Annotated in this window: 20 protein-coding genes; 7 read left to right on the top strand and 13 right to left on the bottom strand. The window is 60.8% G+C overall.

What is annotated here, in order from left to right; translation table 11 throughout:
* Window positions 1-9: 9 nt before the first annotated feature.
* Window positions 10-870 (bottom strand): S49 family peptidase, encoded by an 861-nt coding sequence (locus A6U87_RS02645; RefSeq protein WP_065689671.1) that lies wholly within the window; start codon window positions 868-870, stop codon window positions 10-12.
* 170 nt (window positions 871-1040) lie between these two features.
* On the opposite strand from A6U87_RS02645, the gene A6U87_RS02640 reads away from it, so the two are divergent.
* A complete protein-coding gene (locus A6U87_RS02640) occupies window positions 1041-2381 on the top strand; it encodes an Nramp family divalent metal transporter (RefSeq protein ID WP_065689670.1) in 1341 nt (446 codons plus the stop codon).
* Here A6U87_RS02640 and A6U87_RS02635 read toward each other — a convergent pair.
* Window positions 2378-3166 (bottom strand): tRNA1(Val) (adenine(37)-N6)-methyltransferase, encoded by a 789-nt coding sequence (locus tag A6U87_RS02635; protein ID WP_065689669.1) that lies wholly within the window; start codon window positions 3164-3166, stop codon window positions 2378-2380. The two genes, A6U87_RS02640 and A6U87_RS02635, sit on opposite strands and share 4 nt — an antisense overlap.
* Window positions 3163-3390 (bottom strand): DUF2007 domain-containing protein, encoded by a 228-nt coding sequence (locus A6U87_RS02630; protein ID WP_065689668.1) that lies wholly within the window; start codon window positions 3388-3390, stop codon window positions 3163-3165. The genes A6U87_RS02635 and A6U87_RS02630 overlap by 4 nt, the downstream gene beginning before the upstream one ends.
* A 109-nt stretch (window positions 3391-3499) precedes the next feature.
* Between A6U87_RS02630 and A6U87_RS02625 the strand changes: the two genes are divergently transcribed.
* The 4 genes from A6U87_RS02625 to moaB all read left to right on the top strand — a co-directional run bounded on the left by A6U87_RS02625 (window position 3500) and on the right by moaB (window position 7933).
* On the top strand, window positions 3500-4516 hold the full coding sequence (locus A6U87_RS02625) for a polyprenyl synthetase family protein (protein WP_065689667.1): 1017 nt from the start codon (window positions 3500-3502) through the stop codon (window positions 4514-4516).
* 130 nt (window positions 4517-4646) lie between these two features.
* Entirely contained in the window at window positions 4647-6479 is a 1833-nt protein-coding gene (locus tag A6U87_RS02620) for a tetratricopeptide repeat protein (RefSeq protein ID WP_065689666.1), read from the top strand.
* A 6-nt stretch (window positions 6480-6485) separates the two neighbouring features.
* On the top strand, window positions 6486-7379 hold the full coding sequence (locus tag A6U87_RS02615; RefSeq protein ID WP_065689665.1) for a 4-(cytidine 5'-diphospho)-2-C-methyl-D-erythritol kinase: 894 nt from the start codon (window positions 6486-6488) through the stop codon (window positions 7377-7379).
* Window positions 7379-7933 (top strand): molybdenum cofactor biosynthesis protein B, encoded by a 555-nt coding sequence (gene moaB, locus A6U87_RS02610; RefSeq protein WP_065689664.1) that lies wholly within the window; start codon window positions 7379-7381, stop codon window positions 7931-7933. Before A6U87_RS02615 ends, moaB begins: the two co-directional genes overlap by 1 nt.
* Before the next feature lie 17 nt (window positions 7934-7950).
* On the opposite strand, the gene A6U87_RS02605 is transcribed toward moaB, so the two are convergent.
* Complete coding sequence (locus tag A6U87_RS02605; RefSeq protein WP_065689663.1) at window positions 7951-8469, bottom strand: glycosyl transferase; 519 nt, start codon at window positions 8467-8469, stop codon at window positions 7951-7953.
* 138 nt (window positions 8470-8607) lie between these two features.
* On the opposite strand from A6U87_RS02605, the gene A6U87_RS02600 reads away from it, so the two are divergent.
* Both A6U87_RS02600 and A6U87_RS02595 read left to right on the top strand, forming a co-directional pair.
* A complete protein-coding gene (locus tag A6U87_RS02600) occupies window positions 8608-9765 on the top strand; it encodes a PA0069 family radical SAM protein (protein WP_065689662.1) in 1158 nt (385 codons plus the stop codon).
* A gap of 111 nt (window positions 9766-9876) precedes the next feature.
* The gene (locus tag A6U87_RS02595) at window positions 9877-10545 is read left to right on the top strand and encodes a ribonuclease HII (protein WP_065689661.1); all 669 of its coding nucleotides are present in this window, start codon (window positions 9877-9879) and stop codon (window positions 10543-10545) included.
* Window positions 10546-10552: 7 nt separating this feature from the next.
* On the opposite strand, the gene A6U87_RS02590 is transcribed toward A6U87_RS02595, so the two are convergent.
* From A6U87_RS02590 to corA, 9 genes are all read right to left on the bottom strand, one after another.
* Entirely contained in the window at window positions 10553-11308 is a 756-nt protein-coding gene (locus A6U87_RS02590) for an aminoglycoside phosphotransferase family protein (RefSeq protein WP_083199253.1), read from the bottom strand.
* Between the two features lie 79 nt (window positions 11309-11387).
* Window positions 11388-11879, bottom strand: coding sequence for a F0F1 ATP synthase subunit B (locus tag A6U87_RS02585; protein WP_065689659.1), 492 nt, complete (start codon window positions 11877-11879; stop codon window positions 11388-11390).
* Window positions 11880-11881: 2 nt separating this feature from the next.
* The gene (locus tag A6U87_RS02580; protein WP_065689658.1) at window positions 11882-12520 is read right to left on the bottom strand and encodes a F0F1 ATP synthase subunit B; all 639 of its coding nucleotides are present in this window, start codon (window positions 12518-12520) and stop codon (window positions 11882-11884) included.
* Between the two features lie 78 nt (window positions 12521-12598).
* Window positions 12599-12826, bottom strand: coding sequence for a F0F1 ATP synthase subunit C (locus A6U87_RS02575; protein ID WP_015338972.1), 228 nt, complete (start codon window positions 12824-12826; stop codon window positions 12599-12601).
* Window positions 12827-12894: 68 nt separating this feature from the next.
* A complete protein-coding gene (locus A6U87_RS02570) occupies window positions 12895-13647 on the bottom strand; it encodes a F0F1 ATP synthase subunit A (protein WP_065689657.1) in 753 nt (250 codons plus the stop codon).
* Window positions 13648-13721: 74 nt separating this feature from the next.
* Complete coding sequence (locus tag A6U87_RS02565; RefSeq protein ID WP_065689656.1) at window positions 13722-14066, bottom strand: AtpZ/AtpI family protein; 345 nt, start codon at window positions 14064-14066, stop codon at window positions 13722-13724.
* A gap of 282 nt (window positions 14067-14348) precedes the next feature.
* Complete coding sequence (locus tag A6U87_RS02560) at window positions 14349-15551, bottom strand: cell wall hydrolase (RefSeq protein WP_198928668.1); 1203 nt, start codon at window positions 15549-15551, stop codon at window positions 14349-14351.
* Between the two features lie 140 nt (window positions 15552-15691).
* Entirely contained in the window at window positions 15692-17590 is a 1899-nt protein-coding gene (locus A6U87_RS02555; protein WP_065689655.1) for a potassium transporter Kup, read from the bottom strand.
* Window positions 17591-17608: 18 nt separating this feature from the next.
* On the bottom strand, window positions 17609-18586 hold the full coding sequence (corA, locus tag A6U87_RS02550) for a magnesium/cobalt transporter CorA (RefSeq protein ID WP_065689654.1): 978 nt from the start codon (window positions 18584-18586) through the stop codon (window positions 17609-17611).
* Window positions 18587-18805: the final 219 nt, after the last annotated feature.

Below are 18805 nucleotides of genomic sequence, written 5' to 3'. Positions count from 1 at the left end.
TTCACTCCCTCAGAAGCCGTAGCGGCTCCACAATGCCCTTTCCTCGGCGGTCTCCACAAGTCCAGTTGCGAATCCTGAGGCAGCACCTTCGAGCGAGCCCGATGATATGCCCGGAATACGGCGGCCGAAAAGCCCCCTCGCCGGCGTTACCAGTTCAAGCTTCGTTTTCGTGCCATAGCGCCGCTTCATTTCCTGCCGCATGTCGCCCAGTCCGTCGACCAGGCCGAGCTCCAGACCACGGGTGCCCGTCCAGAAGAGACCGGAAAATACCGTCTCGTCATCCTTGAGCTTGCCGGCGCGCCGCTCCCGGACCATGGAAATGAAGACCTGGTGGATCTCGAGCTGCAGGGTCTTCAGATATTCGATGTCCTTTTCCTTTTCCGGCTGGAACGGGTCGAGGATCACCTTGTTTTCGCCGGCTGTATAGACGCGACGCTCGATGCCAATCTTTTTCAGCAGCTCCGGGAAACCGAAACCGCCGGACACCACGCCGATCGAGCCGACGATCGAGGTCGGATCGGCGATGATCTCATCGCCTGCGAGCGCGATCATGTAGCCGCCCGATGCCGCGACATCCTCTACGAAGACGAGCACCTTCTTCTGCTTTTCACGCGCGAGCTCGCGAATTCGGCTGAAGATCAAGCGCGACTGGACGGGAGACCCGCCCGGCGAATTGATGGAGATCGCGACGGCGGGCGCGCTCTTGTAGCTGAAGGCCTTCTCGAGAACCTGTGCGGTCGAGGCGAGATTGAGGGCCGGTCGGAACTGGCTGCCTCCGCTCATGATCGCGCCCTGAAGCCGAACCACGGGAATGACGATACCCTCCTTGCGGAACCGCTTGGGCATCAGCTTTCTCAAAAATCCGGCCATTTCCAATCCTTTGCATCGATTTGCGCGAACGCATTCCATGTATGCAACACTACGCCAAACGCAATGGGCCGCACATAAAACATCTGCCGATCGCATTTCTTGTTGCGAATGACTTGCATTATCATTCTAATCGGCCATATTGATTTCAACAATCAAGAGGCAGGCTTTTCATGGACATCGTAAATCCGAAGGCGAAGAGTGGCTGGCGGCATGAGCGCGGCGAAGCTTCGCTGTCGGATGTCTACCGCTCCGTCGGAAGTTCGCAGCATGCATCGCGCTGGCGCCGCATGGCAGCCTTCCTCGGCCCGGGCTACATGGTCGCCGTCGGCTATATGGACCCCGGCAACTGGGCGACGTCGCTCGCCGGCGGATCCAAGTTCGGCTATGCGCTGCTGACCGTCGCCCTGCTATCGAACCTGATGGCCATCGTGCTGCAGTCGCTTTGTGCTCGCCTCGCGATCGCTTCCGGGCGCGACCTGGCACAAGCCTGCCGCGACGCTTTCCCTCGTTATGTGTCGGTGCCGCTCTGGGCTTTCGCCGAGATCGCCATCATCGCGACCGATATCGCCGAGGTCATCGGCACCGCGATCGGTCTCAACCTGCTTTTCGGCATTCCGCTGGAACTGGGCGTTCTGATCACCGCGCTCGACGTCTTCCTCATTCTCTACCTGCAGAAAGTCGGATTCCGCTGGGTCGAGGCCTTCGTCATCGTGCTGCTCGGCGTGATCGCGGTCTGCTTCGGGGTCCAGATTCTGCTCGCGGATCCGCAATGGGGCGCGGTGCTGAAGGGCTTCTTCCCGACAACCGAGATCGTGTCCAACCCGGAGATGCTCTACCTGGCGCTCGGCATTCTCGGCGCGACCGTCATGCCCCATAACCTCTACCTGCATTCCGGCATCGTGCAGACGCGTGCCTATGGCCATACATTGCCGGAAAAGCGCGAAGCGCTGACCTACGCGACGATCGACTCGACTGTCGCCCTCTGCTTTGCCCTGCTGATCAATGCGTCGATCCTGATCCTTGCCGCAGCCGCCTTCCATGCGAACGGCAAGACCGATGTCGTGGAGCTCGGCGAAGCTTCCGCTCTGCTCGAACCGCTGCTCGGGCTGGCGATCGCTCCCACGCTCTTCGGTATCGCTCTGCTCTGCTGCGGCCTGAATTCGACGGTTACGGCCACGCTTGCCGGCCAGATCGTGATGGAAGGCTTCCTGAAGATGAAGCTTCAGCCATGGGTGCGGCGTCTCATCACCCGCGCGCTCGCCATCATTCCGGCCGCCGGAGTGACCATCTGGTTCGGGGATAGCGGAACGGCCGAGCTGCTGATCCTGACACAGGTGGTGCTCAGCCTGCAGCTTTCCTTCGCCGTCTTCCCGCTTGTCATGTTCACCGCGAACAAGGCGAAGATGGGCGAACTGGTCGCGCCCCGCTGGCTGAGCGGCGTCGCCTACCTGATCGCGGTGCTGATCGCAGGACTGAACGTCAAGCTGCTTTTCGATTTCGTCGCCGGTTAGCGACGGGCGTAGGCCTTACGGCCATTGTTCAGATCGTCCACGAAGGGGCTGAATTTGTGCGTCCCCTCCCCGTGCATGATGAGTGGCGCGCGCAGCGAAAGCCGCGCGCGCGATCCCTTTATCGCCGTGACCAGAATGCGGACCGCATTCTCCCCCTCACGCGGATGAATGGCCGTTATCTCAAGGCCACCGAACCGCCGCCCGCAGGCATCGATGATTTCGGCGATGGATTGGGGTCTGGCAATCAACGACAGCTGCCCGCCGGGGATCATGATCGCACCGGCGGTACGGACCCAGGCCTCGAATAGCCCATCGGTCATGGCGTGAGCCTCGGCCTTCAATGCGTCGGGTGTCCGGCGGTCGCCGGCATCATTGAAGGGTGGATTCATGATGACGTGATGAAAGCTTTCATCGACAAGGCCGGCATCGTTGCGGGCCTTCGCCGTCAGGGTGACATCCGCCTCCACGACGGAAACCCTGCCAGAAACATGTGCATTATCGGTCAGTTGAACGCTGCGCCGGGCATAATCGGCCATCTCGGGCGAGCGTTCGAAGAGCACGACATCGGCGTTCGCCAGCCGCGAAGCGACAGCCAGACCGGCTGCACCCGCACCGGCGCCCAGATCGGCGACCTTGATCGCGCGATCATCATCGACAAGGGCCGCCAGCAGCATCGCATCCATGCCGGATCGATGTCCCCTGCCCTTCGGCTGCAGGACATGGAACAGGCCGCGATGAAAGGCGTCGACCGTTTCGGCCACCGGCGCGCTCGTCGTGTCGCTCATTTCTGCGTCCGCAGTTCGTTGCCGAGGCCGGCATCGATCAGAATGCGGCGCGCCTGTTCGGCGCGGTCGTCGTCGACCAGAAGACGGCGCGGCAACATGCCGAGCGAGCCTTCCAGTACGCTCATGCCCTGGTCGGCGATGAGGCAGTGAATGCCGGCGTCTTTCATCAGGCTCTCGGCAAAAGACAGCAACACAGGATCATTGGCGCGGATAAGTTCATGCATTTGCCGTGGAATCCCTTTCAAATTTCCGCTACGCGACGATTTCACCCCTTGCCGCGCCTATCGCCCCTTTCTATTGTCAAACTCAATGAGTGAACAGGAGTCCGGGTCGTTGGGCGTGGTCATACCGCTTGAAGAAAGCAAAAACAAACTGGCATCCGTCAAGCCATTGGTGGATCTGACCAAGGCGGATATGGAGCGGGTGAACCAGCTTATCCTTTCGAAAGCAGGCTCCGACGTCCAGATGATTCCGGAGGTGGCGAACCACCTTATCTCGTCCGGCGGCAAGCGCCTGCGTCCGATGCTGACGCTCGCATCCGCGGCACTCTTCGGCTACACCGGCGAAAACCACATCAAGCTCGCGACATCGGTCGAATTCATGCACACCGCAACGCTGCTGCATGACGACGTTGTCGACGAAAGCGATCTGCGCCGCGGCAAATCGACCGCCCGCATGATCTGGGGCAACCAGGCAAGCGTCCTGGTCGGCGACTTCCTGCTCGGCCAGGCCTTCCGCATGATGGTCGATGTCGGCTCGCTCGATGCGCTCGACGTGCTCTCCTCTGCCGCCTGCGTCATTGCCGAAGGCGAGGTGCTGCAGCTTTCCGTCGCCAAGAACATGGAAACGACGGAAGACGATTATCTCGCGGTCATCCGCGCCAAGACGGCTGCTCTCTTTGCCGCTGCCGCTGAAGTCGGCCCGATCGTTGCCGATGCCGGCAAGTCCGGCCGCAACGCTCTGAAGTCTTACGGCATGAACCTCGGCCTCGCCTTCCAGCTCGTCGACGATGCGCTGGACTATGGCGGCAAGGCCGCGGATCTCGGCAAGAATGTCGGCGACGACTTCCGTGAAGGAAAGATCACGCTTCCTGTCATTCTCGCCTACCGGCGCGGCACCGAGGACGAGCGTGCGTTCTGGCGCGACGCGATCGAAAACGGCAACAGCAGCGACCAGAATCTCGAAAAGGCGCTCGGTTTGATCACAAAGTATGGTACTCTGACCGACACGATCGGCCGGGCCATTCACTATGGAACGATAGCGCGGGACGCGCTCGCCCCACTTCCGGACACGGCATGGAAATCAGCCCTGATGGAAGTCATCGATTTCTGCATCGAGCGCGTCAACTAATCGACCGCCATTGATCGCGGGCTGAATTTCTTGCGGGGCCGCTTCAAAAAAGCCATCCTGACGTGAATCAGTCTTTGCAACTGATTTTGCAGCCGGACGAGGCCGGTTGCCCTGGAAGAAAGGTTTTCTAATGCGGCAGAAGTTTGCCATTCGTCTTCTTTCGAGCGCGGCCTTGGCAGCGATGCTGTCACTTGGCGCGTTCGGCGGCGCGAATGCCGAAGACGCGGCCAAAGTTGATGCAGCCAGCAGCAGTGCAATCTTTGACCCCGACAGCGTGAACACCTTCGCGGGCGCCCTGCTTGCTGCCCGTACCGCTGACGTCGATCACGACTATGAAACCGCCATCGCCCTTTACAAGAAGGCGCTGCAGATCGAGCCAGGCAATCCCGAAATCCGGCAGCGCCTGATGATCTCTCTGCTGTTGAACGGCGACCTAAAGGACAGCGTCAAATACGCGAACGACCTGAAGAACGACCCGAGCATCGAGCGTCTGGCGACGATCGTACGGGGCGTCGATGCCATTCGTCGCGGCGAGTACAAGACAGCTGAGTCAACGCTCAAGACGACCGGGCCGACCGATCTCGACCGCGTCATGAACGACCTGCTGGCCGCCTGGGCGCGCCAGGGCGCCGGAAAGGGCAAGGAAGCGCTAGCTCTCGTCGAGAAGATGAAGGGGCCGGACTGGCTCAACATCTTCCAGGCCTACAACGCGGGCACGATCGCGATCGTCAACGGTGACGTCCGGTCGGCGCGCAAGCATCTGAACGATGCGATCCTCGACAAGGATGGTGCCGCGACGGCACCCGATACGTTCGTTCGCGCCGTCATTGCACTGGCGCGGCTCGAAGCCTCGCAGGGCAACAAGCAGAAAGCCCTGGACACGGTTTCGGTCGGCGACAACCTGCTTCCCAACTACGCACCGCTCAATGCGCTTCGCCAGAGCATCAACAACGGCGAAAAGCAGACCCAGCAGATCACGACTGCCAAGGAGGGCGCTGCAGGCGTCCTATTCTCCTTCGCCGGAGCACTCAACCGTGACGGCGCCGAGGACATCGTTTCGCTCTATCTGCAGATCGCCCGGAACCTCGACCCCGTGAGCGCGGATGCATTGGTGATGCTGGGCGGCATTGCCGAAAAGCAGAACCAGATGGACCGGGCCATCGCGCTCTACAAGGAAGTGCCGGACAATTCGCCGATGAGCCGCATTTCCGAGCTGCAGCTCGGGCTGGCGCTTGCCGAAAGCGGCAAGGTCGATGAAGCCAAGACGCACCTGCAGGGCCTGATCGGATCGGATCCGAAGGACATTCGCAGCTACCTCGCCTATGGCAGCGTGCTTTCCGACGCCAAGGACTATGCGGCCATGGCGGACAACTACGACAAGGCCGTCGAAGCCATTGGTCCCCTGCCCGGAAAGCAAACCTGGACCGTGTTCTTCCAGCGCGGCATCGCTTACGAGCGCCTGAAGAAATGGGATCAGGCCGAACCCAACTTCCGCAAGGCGCTGGAGCTCAACCCGGACCAGCCGCAGGTGCTGAACTATCTCGGCTACTCCTGGATCGACATGAACAAGAACCTCGACGAGGGCTTGGCCATGATCAAGAAGGCTGTCGAGCTTCGCCCTGACGACGGTTACATCATCGATTCGCTCGGCTGGGCTTATTTCCGTCTCAACCGCTTTGACGATGCCGTGGAAGAGCTTGAGCGCGCGGCATCCATCAAGGCTGGCGACTCGACGATCAACGATCACCTCGGCGACGCTTACTGGCGCGTCGGGCGCAAGCTCGAAGCCGTCTTCCAGTGGAACCGCGCACTGATCTTCGAACCGGAAGCCGACCAGATCCCGAAAATCAAGGACAAGATAGCCAACGGCCTGCAGGACGGCACCGAGGAACCCAAGGCTGCGGACAAGAAGCAGCCCGACCCGGCGCCGGTTGTTGCCAAGCCGATCGACAAGAAGTCCTGACGATCCATGTCTGAGAACGGTGGCGAGAGCGACGCGATCGTCAGCGAAGACGCTTTTGCGAAAATCAATCTGGCCCTGCATGTGACGGGCCAGAGAGCCGACGGCTACCACCTTCTCGATATGCTGGTGACCTTTGCCGAGCATGGCGACGGGCTAGAATTTTCGCCAGCGCAATCCGACGAATTCGTGCTGTCCGGGCGCTTCGGTGACGCCCTGAGAAGCGAGAGCGGGACGAACCTCGTGCTCAAGGCGCGCGACCTGCTGCGCCAAACAGTCGTTGACGCTGGCGGCGCGGCGCCGCCGGTTCGGATCTCACTACAGAAGAACCTGCCGATTGCTTCGGGCATCGGCGGAGGTTCCGCCGATGCTGCGGCGACGCTTCGCGGTCTGCTGCGTCTCTGGAACGCCTCCCTGCCGGAAAACGTGATCGACGAGATTGCCCTCAGGCTCGGCGCAGACGTTCCCATGTGCCTCGTCAGCAAGCCGCTGATTGCGCGCGGCATCGGCGAGGCGATCGTGCGGGTTGGCGACCTTCCCTCCTTTGCCATGGTCCTTGCCAATCCGCTGCAAGCCGTTTCGACGCCAGAAGTCTTCCGCAAGCTCGCAACGAAGGACAACACCCCGCTCGACATCGGCTCACGGAGTTCCTGGCTCGCCGCGATCGGGTCGTTGCGCAACGACCTCGAGCAGCCTGCGACAGCCATATTGCCGGTTATTGCGGACGTGTCAGCCATGCTGAAGGACTGCGGCGCGACGTTCGTGCGCATGTCGGGCTCCGGTGCTACGTGTTTTGGCATTTTCGATAGCGTGGCCGAGGCAGAGGCGGCGGCACGCGCGCTTCACAGCAGGCGGCCGGACTGGTACTTCCAGGCAACGACGACACGTGTTGGAGAACAGTGATGGCAGGACTTGATGAAACCCGCCCATTTCTTCCTGTCGGCATTGCGGTCCTTACCGTTTCCGATACGCGGACCTTGGCCGACGACCGGTCGGGCGACACGCTGGCCGCGCGGATCGCGGATGCGGGGCACACGCTCATCGACCGCGCGATCGTCCCGGACGATGTCGCGGCGATTGCAGCGCAAGTGACGGCCTGGACCAGGCGCGACGATATCGACGTGGTGATCACAACAGGTGGGACCGGCTTTACCGGCCGGGACGTCACGCCAGAGGCGCTGGAACCGCTGTTCGAGAAGAAGATGGACGGGTTTTCGCAAGTCTTCCACCGCATATCCTACGAGAAGATCGGCACCTCGACGATCCAGTCGCGCGCCACCGCCGGCGTCGCCAACGCGACCTTCATCTTCGCGCTGCCCGGTTCGCCCGGCGCCTGCAAGGATGCATGGGACGGCATCTTGAAGTCTCAGCTCGACTATCGCCACATGCCCTGCAACTTCGTGGAGATCATGCCGCGCCTTGATGAGCACCTGAAACGCGGCGCGCCAACGAAATAGCTTCGGGCACCCGGCTTCTATCGCGCGGCGCGGGCCACCCAGGACGGAATCATCTCGCTGCTCAGCTTGCGCAGCTTCTGCCCTTTCGCGAATTCGGAGAGGCGCATCCCGCTTCTTGCTGCCGTGATCGCAAGCTTCTTCGGAACGAGAAATCCAAACTCCAGGGGAGACGACGCGCGGCCGATGCGCTGCAGCAACGGACGCCTGTAACCACGCGACGCCGTAAACCGCGCCGGCAGCTTGTTCAGCGCCATGTACTCCGCGATTTCGTCGATCCACCCGGTCTGCGGCCGCGCACCGGGCTCCACGAACAACAACCACTCGCCGCGGGCCGAGTCCAGTATATCCTTGATATCCCACTGCGAATGGAACCGGCAGCCGGCCGCATCGGCCACCCTCGACGTGCCGTCCCGCGAGTCGTGATCAAGCACCACGACGTCACTGACGAGCCCCTCCACTGCGCCTGCAACCAACACCGATAACGTCTGCGCCAGTTCAGGCTCCTGATCCTGGCATTCAAGTAAAACAGTCAGCATTGCCTATTCTTAAAGCGCCGCACAAAAAATTGCCAGCGGCACTTTCCCTATTTTGTTCTTGCATTGTTCTCATTTTGCCGATAGGAATTTAATCATCAAAACGGGCGGAAGCAAAGTCTTCCGTCGACGGAGAATCCGATGAACGAACAGTCCCTTGCAGGGCAGGCCGCGTTTGCGCCTGCCAATACGGCAGACGTTGCCGACGCAATGCTCGTTGCCTCCGGTCTGCGGATCGAGGTGGACCGGCGTCGCGGGCGGGCAGCGGGCTTGAACCCAGGCGGACGCTTCGAACCCCAGCGTCGGGAAACGTTTGACGACGGCTGGGAGACGCTGGAAGATCTTCCCCCCTTCAAGACCGAGGTACAGATCGAAAAGCCGCGCACGGCAATCACGCGCAACGAGTCGCCGGACATTCCGTTCGATCGTTCGATCAATCCCTATCGTGGCTGCGAACACGGCTGCATCTACTGTTTCGCCCGGCCGACCCACGCCTATATGGGGCTGTCCGCCGGTCTCGACTTCGAGGCGAAGCTGTTTGCCAAGCCGGATGCTGCCAAGCTTCTCGAACGCGAACTGGCAAAACCCGGATACAAGCCGCGTGTCATCGCCATCGGCACCAATACCGATCCTTATCAGCCGATCGAAAAGGAATGGCGCATCATGCGGCAGATCCTTGATGTGCTTGAGAAGGCCAACCATCCGGTTTCGATCGTCACCAAGTCGGCGCTGATCCTGCGCGACGTCGACATTCTCAAGAAGATGGCCGACAAGAACCTGGTGCGTGTGTCGCTGTCGATCACGACGCTCGACCGCAAGCTGGCGCGGACGATGGAGCCGCGCGCTTCGACGCCGTCACGGCGACTGGAGGCAGTGAAGCTTCTCAGCGAGGCTGGCATTCCGACCTCGGTGATGGCCGCGCCAATGATCCCGGCGCTCAACGATCACGAACTGGAACGCATTCTCGAAGCCTCACGGGCGGCGGGTGCGCTGGAGGCGGGCTATGTCATCCTGCGTCTGCCGCTGGAGGTCTCGCCGCTCTTTCGGGATTGGCTGCTGCAGAACTATCCGGACCGCTACCGCCATGTCATGTCCCTGGTGCGGTCGATGCGCGGGGGCAAGGATTACGACGCGGAGTTCGGCAAACGTATGAAGGGCGCAGGCCCGTACGCCTGGCAGATCGCTCGCCGTTTCGAGATGGCGACGAAGCGGCTCGGCATGACGAGGCGAAGCATGCCGCTGCGTGACGATCTCTTTGTCCCGCCGGATGGCAGCGGAGTTCAGTTGTCGCTGCTCTGATGAATTCAGCTTTGCGGATGGCTCCCCTGCCCGTCCGCATCCAGGTCCCCGGCCCGCCGCCCTGATCCGGGGACTTGCAGGAAGTCGGGTTGGCGTGCGAAGTTCTGCCGCATGAAACGTCGCACGCCACCCGATTCTCCTATGCTTTTCGAAGACGTCCCGCTCGTGCCGGATTTCCGGCTGGAGCAGAAGGCGCGCAAGGCTGGGCATTGGCCGGTTGCCGGTGCGGACGAGGCCGGACGCGGACCTCTGGCCGGGCCTGTCGTCGCCGCCGCGGTGATCCTCGATCCGAAACGGATTCCAGACGGATTGAACGATTCGAAACAACTGTCCGCCCAGAAGCGGGAAGAGCTTTTCGAGCAGATTCTGGCAACGGCCACTGTTTCAATTGCCTCGTCCAGCGCGACGCGCATCGATGCGACGGATATCCGCAAGGCCAGCCTGGATGCGATGCGACGCGCCATCCGGGGGCTGGCGATCCCGGCAAGCTATGTGCTCACCGACGGCCTCGATGTACCGCTTGGTCTCGACTGCCCCGGCCAGGCCGTGGTCAAAGGTGATGCGCGTTCCGTTTCCATCGCAGCAGCATCGATCGTCGCCAAGGTAACGCGCGACCGGATGATGGCCCGCGCCCATATCATCTTTCCTGCCTATGGCTTCGCCGCCCACGCGGGCTACGGTACAGCCCAGCATCGCGCCGGCATCGAGACCCATGGCCCGTGCTCGCTGCATCGCATGACCTTTCGGCCGCTAAGGCGCACCGAGCTCGTCGGCGAGTAGGCCTTGCTCAGCCGATCGCCGCAATGATCACCGCTTTCTGGCGCCTGATATAGGCGATATCAGCGCGATAGAGCTCATCGTGCCCGGCCTTGATATGAGCGCGGTACTTTTCTGATCCGCCCGCAGCCTGGCGTTCCATGAAAGCGACCAGCGCTTCCAGCCGTTCGATGACCATATCGATGACGTCGGCTCGCAGACCATTGGCCAGCCCATAGGCGTCGAGAAAACGCCGTACGCGCCTGATCTCGATGTCGGTTGCCGACAATTCAGCCGGAGCGGTCAGCGAGAGCGGCGCCCAGCGATAGACGGCATAGGCAAGGTCCCACTGTCGCGGCCCCGGATGGGCGGTCTCGAAATCGATGATCCCGCTCACCTCCTGGCCGGCGAAGACGACATTGTAGGGCGCGAAATCGCCGTGGCAGATGATCTCGAATGGTATTTGAGCGGGCAGCTGCCAAACCGCGCCGGCGTGCGCGGCGGCAAAGTCCACGGTGCAATCGTGATAGCGGCGCAGGAGGCGCGCTGCCGACGTCAGGGCGCGGTCGCTGCGCGCATCCTGGTCCAGATCCAGGTCTGCTGTCCTGCCGTCCAGAAATGTGACGCGCTCCCATTCGCGATCGCAACCTGCAGGGCGAGGCGCAGCGTCAAAGCCCTTTGCATGCAGGTGCGCGAGCAGCAGATGCACGTTTGCGCTCCAGGGGCGCGTACGGCGCCAGACCAGTCCGTCGCGGATAAATGGCCCATCGCCGGCCTCCTCGATCATCTGCGCCTCCCCTACACACATCTCTGCACAAACAAAAAAGCCCCGCAATGCGGGGCCTTTCGAAAGCTGTCCGCTCAACTTAGTTGAGGCGGCTCTTTGCCTGGCTGATGGCGTCGCTGAAGAGTTCGGACTGAACCTTCGCATCGGCCTTCTTGGAGAGGACGGTCTCGGCAGCCGCGATCGCGAGGTCAACGGCAGCGGAACGAACCGCCTTCATTGCATCGGCTTCGGCCTGCTTGATCTTCTGCTCGGAAACCGCGGTGCGGTTTGCGACGAATTCTTCCGTCTTCTTCTTGGCTTCGGCAGTCAGCATGTCGGCTTCGCGCTCGGCAGCAGCCACGATGTGTGCGGCTTCCGCTTCGGCTTCCTTGCGCTTGCGCTGGTATTCGGCCAGCAGGTGCTGTGCCTCTTCGCGCAGACGCTTGGCTTCCGCCAGCTCATTGCGGATCTGATCGGCGCGGTCGTCGAGCGACTTTGCCATCATACCCGGAACCTTCAGATATACGACCAGCGCCAGGAAGAGGACGAGACCGACAAAGGCGAAGAATGTTGCGTCCAATGCAAATTCCACGATCAAGCCTCCTTCTTGGCTTCTGCAACGGCAGCGGCGACGTCAGTCTTGGCGGCGGTGCCACCAATCAGCTGCTCGACAACGGCTGTTGCGGTTTCTTCGGCGATCGTGCCGACGTCAGCGAAAGCCTTCGCCTTGATGTCGGCGATGCGGCCTTCGGCAGCCTTCAGCTTTTCAGCAAGGCTTGCTTCAACTGCCCGGCGATCAGCCTCGGCCTTTGCCTTGGCAGCGTCACGAGCGGCCGAGCCGATCGTGTTTGCCTTCGCGCGGGCTGCTGCGAGTTCGGCTTCATAGGCTGCCACGTCGGCGTCGGCTTCTGCCTTCAGACGGCCAGCTTCATCCAGATCCTGTGCGATGCGCGTGTGGCGCTGCTCCAGGATAGCGCCAATGCGCGGCGCGATGACCTTTTGCATGAGCACGAAGAAGACAACAAACGTGATCGCCAGCCACAGGAGCTGCGATGCGTAAGTCGTCGAATCGAAAGGCGGAAACACACCGCCATGGTGTTCGGCTGGCACGCCGGTCTCGGTATGGACCTCGCCTGCGGCCGGGGCAGCATGCGCGTCTGTACCGGTCGCTGCACCAGTTTCTGCGGTTCCCGCCGGGGCTTCTTCAGCGTAAGCCGGGGTCACAAAAAACATGCTCACCTCCAGGTGTACTGCAAATACAAAGGATCACGGCTCGCTGTTCGCAGGCCGTGATCCTTCAGTGCGCCGAAATTAAACGGCGAACAGCAGAAGGAGAGCGACGAGCAGCGAGAAGATGCCCAGAGCTTCCGTAACGGCGAAGCCGAATACCAGACGGCCGAACTGGCTGTCAGCGGCAGACGGGTTGCGCAGAGCGCCCGAAAGATAGCTGCCGAAGATGTTGCCAAGGCCAAGAGCCGTACCGGCCATACCGAAGCAAGCGAGGCCTGCACCGATGAACTTTGCTGCTTCCGCGTCCATGTTGAACTCCTTTGAAATGGTGTTGCGGCGAATTGACTGACGCCCACAGGCGTCAACGTCGGTATCCCTTAGTGGCCACCCGGATGGATCGCGTCGTTGAGGTACATGCAAGTCAGTACCGCAAAGACGTAAGCCTGGAGGAAGGCGACGAGGAACTCTAGACCGGTCAGGGCGACCGTCATGATGAGTGGGAGAATGGCGCCACCGATACCGACCGCACCCAGCGCTCCGAGCGAGGCAACGAAGCCTGCGAACACTTTAAGGGTGATGTGACCAGCCAGCATGTTGGCGAAAAGACGAACGGAGAGCGAAATCGGACGCGAGAGGAACGAGATGATTTCAATCGCCACGACCAGCGGCAGAAGAATGCCGGGAACGCCTTGCGGGACGAAGACATTCAGGAAGTGGAAGCCGTGCTTGTAGAAACCATAGACCAGAACCGTGCCGATAACGAGCAAAGCAAGAGCAAAGGTGACGATGATCTGGCTGGTGATGGTGAAGAAGTATGGGAACATGCCGAGCAGGTTGGCCGTCAGCACGAACATGAAGAGCGAGAAGACCAGAGGGAAGAACTTCATCCCCTTGGTGCCGGCGCCTTCCTGAAGCATCTTTGCGATGAATTCATAAGACATTTCGGCGACCGACTGCGACCGGCCCGGAACGATGGCGCGGTTGGACGTCGAGAAATACAGAAAACCTGCGGCAACGGCTGCGGATGCAACCATGAAAAGCGATGCGTTCGTAAACGAGAAATCAATCCCGCCGACTTCGATCGGCACAATCTTCTGGATCAGGAACTGATGGGTCGGATCGTTGGACACCGCTTGTTCTCTCTATCTTTGGCCCGCGTAACACGGGATCATTGCACTGGATCGAACGCCTGCGCGCTCTGCCCCTATTTATTGTCTCGCCCACGATCAGCAGGGTCGGGTCTTGAAACCTTTCCAGCCGCCCTCAGGACGTTCAACACGCCAGCACCGAATCCAAGAAGAAGAAGAATCATCAATCCCCAAGGCGCCGTGCCGACAAAACGGTCGACGAGGTAGCCAAGAACGGCACCGACAACGATGGCGGAAATGAACTCGCTCGAAAGCTTCATCGCCTGGGCATAGCCCTTTCGACTCACTTCGGCGCGGGCCTCGTCGGCCTCGTCCTTCCCCGCCTCGATGCGCTTGGTTGCGAGCTTTGCTCCCAACTGCGCCCGGCGCTCTTCCAGACCTTCCTCGCGGTCATCCGTCATGGTGCTCTCCTCCGCTTGCCGCTGTCCGCGATCCCGCTACCCCGGTTTCAGGACAACGACCCCAAGGGTTCGAGAACCTTTCGGCCCGTTCTGAAGTCGCGCGCAACATAGTTTTAGCAAAAAGCATAGTCAAGGCGTGGGGGACTTATGTCCAGCCTTAAAATAATCACTGAAAAACATATACTTAGATTGATTTGGCAGACTGGAGCCAAAATCGACCGAAAGAATCCGCTTTGAGGCGAGGCGATCCGGCGCAAAAACGCGCCTGGATCGGCTTTTTTGTCAGCTCCAACCGCCGCCATAGGTGCGATAGAAGACGTGCAGGCCGATGCGCCCGACCTTTTCCATCGTTTTCGCCCATTTCGGACGAACGTAGACCGCGTGATAGTGAGTCGCGGAGCCGACCTGCGGCAGCCAGATCTTGCCTGCCGTCACCGCCATGGCGACGTCGCGGGCGATCCTCCAATGATACTGGGAGTTCACCCGGTCCTTGATGTTGTCGCAGGCAAAGGAGAATTGGCAGCGGTTGCGCCAATCCTCGTTCTGGTAGACGACGCCGCAAATGGTCTTCGGATAGGCGGGATTGCGGACGCGGTTGAGGATGACCTGCGCGACGGCCGCCTGTCCCTTGACGGTTTCGCCGCGGGCTTCGAAGTAGATGCCGGAAGCAAGGCACTGCTGCTCGGCTGCGGAGAAGACGCTCGGCGGCAGGACGCTTGCTGCCCAGGCGTGGTCACGCGGACCGATCTGCGGAACGAAACGGCCATCGTCCGCCTTATCGGTGAGGATCGAGTCGAACGGCGACTGGCGGGCATAATCGGGAGCGGCGGGCGCGAAGGCGGTTGCGAGCACGTCGGCCTTGTCGTTCGTAACCAGGCCGGCCAGCATCGGCGAAACGCCGCGATCCGGCTTCGGCGGTTCCTTCTTATAGAAGTTGGTGGCGATCTGGATTTCCTTGCCCTTGATCTTCGGCTTCACGAAGGCGGACTTGTCCTTGAGATCGAAGGTCGGCTGGAAAAGGAGCTTGGTCCGGTGGAGGATGGAACCGGCGGAGAAATCCTTGGGCGGCTGCATCTGCTCGACGGCGACCACCCTGCCCTTCTTGGACTGGCGGTTGACGCGATCCTCGTCGGGGGTTGCCTCGTGGCCCTTGTCCTTGGCCATGAAGGCGACCTTACGACCGTCGGGGAGTACCATGCCGGCACCGGAGGCAATCGTGCCCGTCACCAGCGGGTCTGCAAAGGCGAGCTCTGCCTGGTGGATCGACCCCGCCGGCGAGTTGGTCAACACCATTCGCCAGTTTTCCCGGCCCTGATCCAGTCCGGCAAGCAGTGCGGCCAGATCGGCATGCGATGCCATGGTGGGAAACATCAGCCAGCCGCAGACACCGAAGAGAGCAGGTGAACTCCAGTTTTGAAGCAAGAGACGCAGCTTGCCACGGGAACGGATATTTCGACGCAACACCAGACTCCGGCATGGACGCATGAACATGCCGATGAAAATGTCTCATTAACCTTGATGCTTGGTTAATGCGGCCGGCCTAATTTACCCAAAGACGTACAGCCCAAGGCAAAACGCAAAAAGCCCGACACGATGGCCGGGCTCTTTGCTTGGCGGCAGCGCTATCAGATGATGACGTGCGAGCCCAGTTCCACCACGCGGTTTGCCGGCAGACGGAAGTAGTCCGAAGGATTGGCGGCGGCGTTGGCCAGCGCAATATAAAGACGGTCCTGCCAATAGGGCATGCCCGACTTTGCGTCCGGAACCAGCTTGCGGCGGCCGAGATAGAAGGACGTCGACATGATATCGAACTTCAGACCTGTCTTGCGGAGCGTCGCGAGCGCCTGCGAGACGTTCTGCGATTCCATGAAGCCGAACAGCAGCTCGACGCGCGAGAAACGCTCGGAGATCTGCTCGACCTTATAGCGATCGGCGCTCGGAACGCGCGGCTTGTTGACCGTGCGGATCGTCAGGATCACGTTCTTGTCGTGCAGGACGTGATTGTGCTTCAGGTTATGCAGCAGCGCGGCCGGTGCGGATTCCGGGTCGCTCGTCAGAAAGATCGCCGTTCCCGGCACGTGCGCCGGCGAGTGATCGCTCTTGCGCTCGATCGAACTGACGAAGGAGGCCAGCGGAATGTCGGTATGACGCGTCTTTTCCATAAGGAGCGCCGAACCGCGCCGCCATGTCCACATGATGATCGTGAACGCGGTTGCGATCAGGACCGGGATGTAGCCGCCGTCGTGGATCTTCAGGAGGTTTGCTCCGAGGAAGATCAGTTCAAGCGCAAGCAACGGTGCCAGCACCAACGTTGCAACCGGGATCGACCAGTTCCAGCGGACACGAACGAATTCGAAGGCCATGATCGAGGTCACCACCATCGCGCCGGTGACCGAAATCCCGTAGGCGGTTGCTAGCGCATCCGACGTCTTGAAGCTCAGCACCAGGAAGATGACGCCGAAGAAGAGCACGGCGTTGACCGACGGGAGGAAGATCTGCCCGGTATTCGTTTCCGACGTGAAGAGGATTTCCATGCGCGGCAGGAAGCCGAGGTTGATCCCCTGTCGGACGAGCGAGAAGGCGCCGGTGATCACGGCCTGGCTGGCAATGATCGTGGCAGCGGTCGCCAGGATGACAACCGGCAAAATAGCCCATTGCGGATACATCAGATAGAAGGGATCCGACATCGCCTGCGGATTGCCGAGCACCAGTGCGCCCTGGCCGAGATAGTTGAGCGTGAGCGCCGGGAAAACCAGCGCGAACCAGGCCCACTGGATCGGGCGGCGGCCGAAGTGACCGAGGTCGGCATAGAGCGCCTCGGCGCCCGTCACGGTCAGGAACACCGCACCCAGGACGACGACACCATAGAAGCCTTCATGCAGCAGGAAGCTGACGGCGTAATATGGGTTGAAGGCGGCTAGAATGCCGAAATCGTCGGAAATATGCGAAATGCCGGCGACCGCCATGACGATGAACCAGAGAGCGGTGATCGGCCCGAAGAAGCGGGCCATAGCGCCGGTTCCTCGCGATTGCACGGCAAAGAGCAGCGCCAGGATGAAGACCGAGATCGGCACGATATAGCTCGTCATGCTTGGCGCCACGAGCTTCAGACCTTCGACAGCCGACAGCACCGAGAGCGCCGGCGTGATCATCGCGTCGCCAAGGAACAGCGCCGCACCGACCAGACCCAGCAGCATCAGGAGCGCCGTGTGCCCGTTGGCCGTCTTCATCAGCAGCGCCAGCAGCGAAAGCGTACCGCCCTCGCCTTCGTTGTCGGCGCGCAGCAAAAACAGCACGTATTTGATGGTGACGATGATCGTCAGCGCCCAGATCATCAGCGAGATCAGGCTGATGACTTCAAAACGGGTCAGGCCGTCGATCGCGACGGGCTTCAGCGCTTCGCGAAACGCGTAAAGCGGGCTGGTACCGATATCGCCGTAGACGACACCGACAGAGCCGAGCGCAAGATAGAACAGCTTGCGCGGGCTCATTTTTTCATCCTGTGAATGGCTGTCTTCGGACATAAAATGAAAACAGGCTCTTCAGAGCCAGCCTTTCCATCGGAAAAAGAAAAAGGGGATGATGGCGGATATCACCATGAGCCCGAGCGAATAGGGATAGCCTTGCACCCAGTGCAGTTCCGGCATCGACTCGAAATTCATGCCATAGATGGAGGCGACCAGCGTCGGCGGCAAGAAGACCACGGACGCGATCGAGAAAATCTTGATGATCGAGTTCTGTTCGATGTTGATCAAGCCGAGCGACGCATCAAGAAGAAAGGTGATGTTGCCCGCGACGAACGACGAGTGTTCGGACAACGACTGGATGTCCCGAGAAACCGTGCGGCAGAGTTCTTTCGTCTCGCGATCCTGCTGAACGGCTGGAACATTGTAGAAGAAGGTCATCAAGCGGGACAGCGATGCCAGACTATCGCGCACCTTGCTGACAAGACGATGATAGCCGGCGATATCGCGCAGCTTCATTTCCAGGTAGTTCGACGGCTTGCGGACTTTCTTAGCGCGGTCACCGAACACATGCGTCGACAGGATGTCGATGCGCGCGACCGAGAGCTCAAGGATCTCGGCGGTGCGGTCGATGATCGTCTCGAACAGCTTGGCAAGCAATGCGGCGCCGGTGCGCCACTGTTGCGGCAGGCGATGAAGTGCCGCGATGAAAAGCGTGAAGGACTTCGGGCGGGCATAGCGGATGGTGACCAGACGCTTGCCGGCAAGAACGAAAGCGACGTCGGCCAACATGGGCGCCTCAGTCTCGGCCTTGCAAAGCAGGGAAGCGGTCATGAAGACAGCATCGTTTTCGACATAGAGGCGCGCGGACGGTTCGATGTCCTTGAGATCGTCGCGGGTCGGCACCTCGATGCCGAGGACCTTTTCCGCGTAGATCTCTTCCTCATGCGTCGGCTCGATCATGTCGATCCATACGACATCGTCGCGCAGCGCGGCGACTTGCGACAGGTCGGTGAGTTCGATTGACTCGCAGTTGGAGCAGTAGGCCGTGATCACCGGAGGTGTCTCCGGCACGCAGGGCAACGTGCAGCTGTCGCCTGTCCCATCAGAAAACCTTCCGCAGCGCGCCGGCAGCCATGGCAATGCGACGCTCGCTGTTCTTAGATCCTAACGAAAGCGATTGATCAATGTCCATAAAGCTCCTGACATATCCGAGCGAAGTCGGAATATGCGCCATGCTCGACCGCACCGCAGCCATCAAACCTTCGACCGACA

This window comes from Rhizobium sp. AC44/96 (genome assembly GCF_001692185.1).
Taxonomy (GTDB): Bacteria; Pseudomonadota; Alphaproteobacteria; order Rhizobiales; family Rhizobiaceae; genus Rhizobium.
This window is presented reverse-complemented; position numbering and strand designations above follow the sequence as displayed.

Bases quoted from the DNA above. Each gene is read 5' to 3' on its own strand.
- A6U87_RS02645 (WP_065689671.1), bottom strand. From the start codon at position 870: ATGGCCGGATTTTTGAGAAAGCTGATGCCCAAGCGGTTCCGCAAGGAG.
- A6U87_RS02640 (WP_065689670.1), top strand. From the start codon at position 1,041: ATGGACATCGTAAATCCGAAGGCGAAGAGTGGCTGGCGGCATGAGCGC.
- A6U87_RS02635 (WP_065689669.1), bottom strand. From the start codon at position 3,166: ATGAGCGACACGACGAGCGCGCCGGTGGCCGAAACGGTCGACGCCTTT.
- A6U87_RS02630 (WP_065689668.1), bottom strand. From the start codon at position 3,390: ATGCATGAACTTATCCGCGCCAATGATCCTGTGTTGCTGTCTTTTGCC.
- A6U87_RS02620 (WP_065689666.1), top strand. From the start codon at position 4,647: ATGCGGCAGAAGTTTGCCATTCGTCTTCTTTCGAGCGCGGCCTTGGCA.
- A6U87_RS02615 (WP_065689665.1), top strand. From the start codon at position 6,486: ATGTCTGAGAACGGTGGCGAGAGCGACGCGATCGTCAGCGAAGACGCT.
- moaB (WP_065689664.1), top strand. From the start codon at position 7,379: ATGGCAGGACTTGATGAAACCCGCCCATTTCTTCCTGTCGGCATTGCG.
- A6U87_RS02605 (WP_065689663.1), bottom strand. From the start codon at position 8,469: ATGCTGACTGTTTTACTTGAATGCCAGGATCAGGAGCCTGAACTGGCG.
- A6U87_RS02600 (WP_065689662.1), top strand. From the start codon at position 8,608: ATGAACGAACAGTCCCTTGCAGGGCAGGCCGCGTTTGCGCCTGCCAAT.
- A6U87_RS02595 (WP_065689661.1), top strand. From the start codon at position 9,877: ATGAAACGTCGCACGCCACCCGATTCTCCTATGCTTTTCGAAGACGTC.
- A6U87_RS02590 (WP_083199253.1), bottom strand. From the start codon at position 11,308: ATGATCGAGGAGGCCGGCGATGGGCCATTTATCCGCGACGGACTGGTC.
- A6U87_RS02580 (WP_065689658.1), bottom strand. From the start codon at position 12,520: ATGTTTTTTGTGACCCCGGCTTACGCTGAAGAAGCCCCGGCGGGAACC.
- A6U87_RS02575 (WP_015338972.1), bottom strand. From the start codon at position 12,826: ATGGACGCGGAAGCAGCAAAGTTCATCGGTGCAGGCCTCGCTTGCTTC.
- A6U87_RS02565 (WP_065689656.1), bottom strand. From the start codon at position 14,066: ATGACGGATGACCGCGAGGAAGGTCTGGAAGAGCGCCGGGCGCAGTTG.
- A6U87_RS02560 (WP_198928668.1), bottom strand. From the start codon at position 15,551: ATGCGTCCATGCCGGAGTCTGGTGTTGCGTCGAAATATCCGTTCCCGT.
- A6U87_RS02555 (WP_065689655.1), bottom strand. From the start codon at position 17,590: ATGTCCGAAGACAGCCATTCACAGGATGAAAAAATGAGCCCGCGCAAG.